3 protein-coding genes are annotated in these 2,624 nt (G+C 69.1%); all 3 read right to left on the bottom strand.

Features of this window, described 5'->3' with window-relative positions:
* Window positions 1-200 precede the first annotated feature (200 nt).
* Entirely contained in the window at window positions 201-440 is a 240-nt protein-coding gene (locus AC1RQI_RS16565; protein WP_481905717.1) for a hypothetical protein, read from the bottom strand.
* Between the two features lie 606 nt (window positions 441-1,046).
* Complete coding sequence (gene xerC / locus AC1RQI_RS16560; RefSeq protein ID WP_481905716.1) at window positions 1,047-2,141, bottom strand: site-specific tyrosine recombinase XerC; 1,095 nt, start codon at window positions 2,139-2,141, stop codon at window positions 1,047-1,049.
* 3 nt (window positions 2,142-2,144) lie between these two features.
* Window positions 2,145-2,624: hypothetical protein (locus AC1RQI_RS16555; RefSeq protein ID WP_481905715.1), on the bottom strand; the 480-nt coding region annotated here is incomplete at its 5' end.

Raw genomic sequence — 2,624 nt, 5'->3', positions numbered from 1 at the left:
TTGTTTTAAGAAGCGCCCGTTAAAGGGGTCGCTTTTGAGCCCAGAGGCGCTTTTTCGCCTTAGCGGCGGGGTTTTCAGCGGCGACGCCGAGGATGGGGCACTGGCGTGCCAGTGCGCCACCGCAGGTGTCCATTCCCCCCTGCGGGGGGATTAAGGGGGGAGGTGGTGAAGCGGCGGCCGGTGGCCGCCGTGCGGGGCCGCTAGGGCTGGTTGATCCAGGGGTAGCCGACGCGTTCGTAGTAGTCCCAGGCGCGCAGGCGTTCGTCACTGCCGTTGCTGGTGTAGCCATCGTCGCGTGGATCGCAGGCCCAGTCCTGCAGTTCGCACAGATCGGCGATAAAGCCGCGCAGCACGGTTTCCGGGTCGGTGCCGTCGTGCTCGCACAGCTCGATAAACTCCTGCGGCAGTTCGAGGGTGAGCGTGTGGGTTGGGTTTTTCATCCGTGGTCCTCCTTTGGGCTGGCTTGTCCCTTGCCCCGGGCATCGCGCGCAGCCGCGTCAAGGGCGCGCAGCGGCGAAGCGAACCCTTGACGCGGCGAGCACGGTGCCACCCTGGACGGACAAGCCAGCCCAACGGCGTTGGGGTGCGGTGTGGCTCCGGGGAGCCCCCTTTGGGGGCGGACGGGAGGCGGGCCTGGCCCGGCGGGCACGCAAGACGCGGCGCGGCTGGAGCCGCCGGGCCAGGACCGCCGGAGGGCGGGGGTAACAACCGATCCTCGCGGCTTCGCCGCGACCTTAGAGCGCCAGCGGCATTTACACATAATGCCAGTTATGCGGCGAAGCGAACCGTGGCCCGGTGGCGCCGGGCCCTCCCGGCGTGACCGGGCCATGGCGCATAATTGTTGCATTATGTTCAATGGCGCTGGCGCGGTTAAGCCCCGGGCCCGGGGCGGCGACAAGTGCGGCGCCGCCGCACGTGGGAGCGGGGTCGGCCAACACGAGCCGCCGCCGGACCCATGAAGGGCTGTGACAGGCCTTGATGGGACCGGCAGCGACCGGTTCCCTTCCCAGTGAGGGCTCGGGCGCGCACGGACTCGCCGGTCCTGGTCAGTCGTCGTCGGCATCGTCGCCGGACTCGGCGGCTAAGGTGGCGAACAGCGCGTCTTCGCTGGCCTCGGGCTCGGTATCGTGCAGGCGCTCCGCGTCCCAGTCCACGGTCTTGGTGCGTTTGGCCTTGGCCGGGTGCGTCAGGCGGTGGACTTCCTTGAGCTTATGGATGCTGAGCTGGGTGTAGATCTCGGTGGCCTGGATGCTGGCATGGCCGAGCATGGCCTGGATGAAGCGGATGTCGGCGCCGTGTTCGAGCATCAGCGTGGCCATGGTGTGGCGGAACAGGTGGCAACTGCCCTGCTTGCCCAGGTTGGCCTGCTCGACGTAGCGCTTGACGCGCTCGCTGAGCGCGTCCGGGCTCATGGCCTCGCCGTACTGGGACAGGAACAGCACGCCCCCGTCTCGGGCGCAACTGAGCTGCGGGCGGACCTCGTCCATGTAGCGGTCGATCCAGGCCAGGGCCCGTTCGCCGATGGGGATCAGCCGGTCCTTGCCGCCCTTGCCCTGGTGGACCATCAGCGTGCCCCGCTCCCGGTCCACGCTGCCCACGCCCAGGCGGGTCAGCTCGGTGCGCCGGATGCCGGTGCTGTAGAAGGTCTCCAGGATGGCGCGATCGCGCAGGCCCCAGGGGCTGTCGAGATCGGGCTGGCGCAGCACGCTTTCGGCCTCGGACTCGCTGAGCACGGTCTTGGGCAGGCGCCGGGGCAGGCGCGGCAGCTCCAGCCCGGAGGCCGGGTTGGTGGGCAGGTAGTCTTCCTTGACCAGCCAGCGGAACCAGTGGCGCAGCGAGGTGATGTGGCTGTGCTGGGTTCTCGCGCTCAGCGGCTGGCCGTTGGGCTTGCGGTAGTAGAACAGGGTGCGCTGGTAGCGCGCCAGGATGGGCTTGGTGATCTGGCCGGGGCGCAGCAGCCCGCGCTGGCCGCACCACTCCAGGAACCACAGCAACTGGCGCTGGCGGATGGCGCGGGTGCTGGCGCTGTACTGGCGCGCCGCCAGGTGCTCCAGATACGCCTGCGACAGGGCGTACAGGCCCCGCGGGTCGTTGAGGTTGATGATGTGCGGGTAATGGGTGACGTCGTGTTGGGCCGGCATGGGTCAGCGTCCTTGCGCGTTGCTCCGTTGCGTGGCGAGGCTATGACTACGACCGTTGACCCGGCCTGTGCCGGGTACGGCGTTTGTCGGGCCGGACTCGGCCTGAGTGGGCTGGGCCCCGTCATGACGGGCCTCGGCGCCGTTTTCATCGCCCCGACCGGCCCCCGACTCGGGGCCGACCCGGGGCCGACTTGACCCCGACCGCTTCGCCTTCGCCCCCGACGGGTTCGGGTCGTCGCCCAACTGGCGCGCGTCGATCAGCCCCAGCAGGAAGGGGCTGTCGTGCTCGCCTTCGCCCTGGTACAGCAGTTCGTAGCACAGGCTCTTGCCCCGGCCGCCGCCGTGGATGAGCAGGTATTCCATGTCCTCCAGACGGCCCAGATGCACCTTGAGCTGGGTGTTGCCCCAGCCGCAGTAATCGCGCACGTCCTTGCGGGTGAAGCGGTAGGCGCTTTGCTCGAGGCGCTGCTGGCGGCAGGCCTC

This window comes from Salicola sp. AFF1 (genome assembly GCF_056783195.1).
Note: the sequence above shows the minus strand (reverse complement) of the source record. Positions and strands in the feature narration are given on the sequence as shown.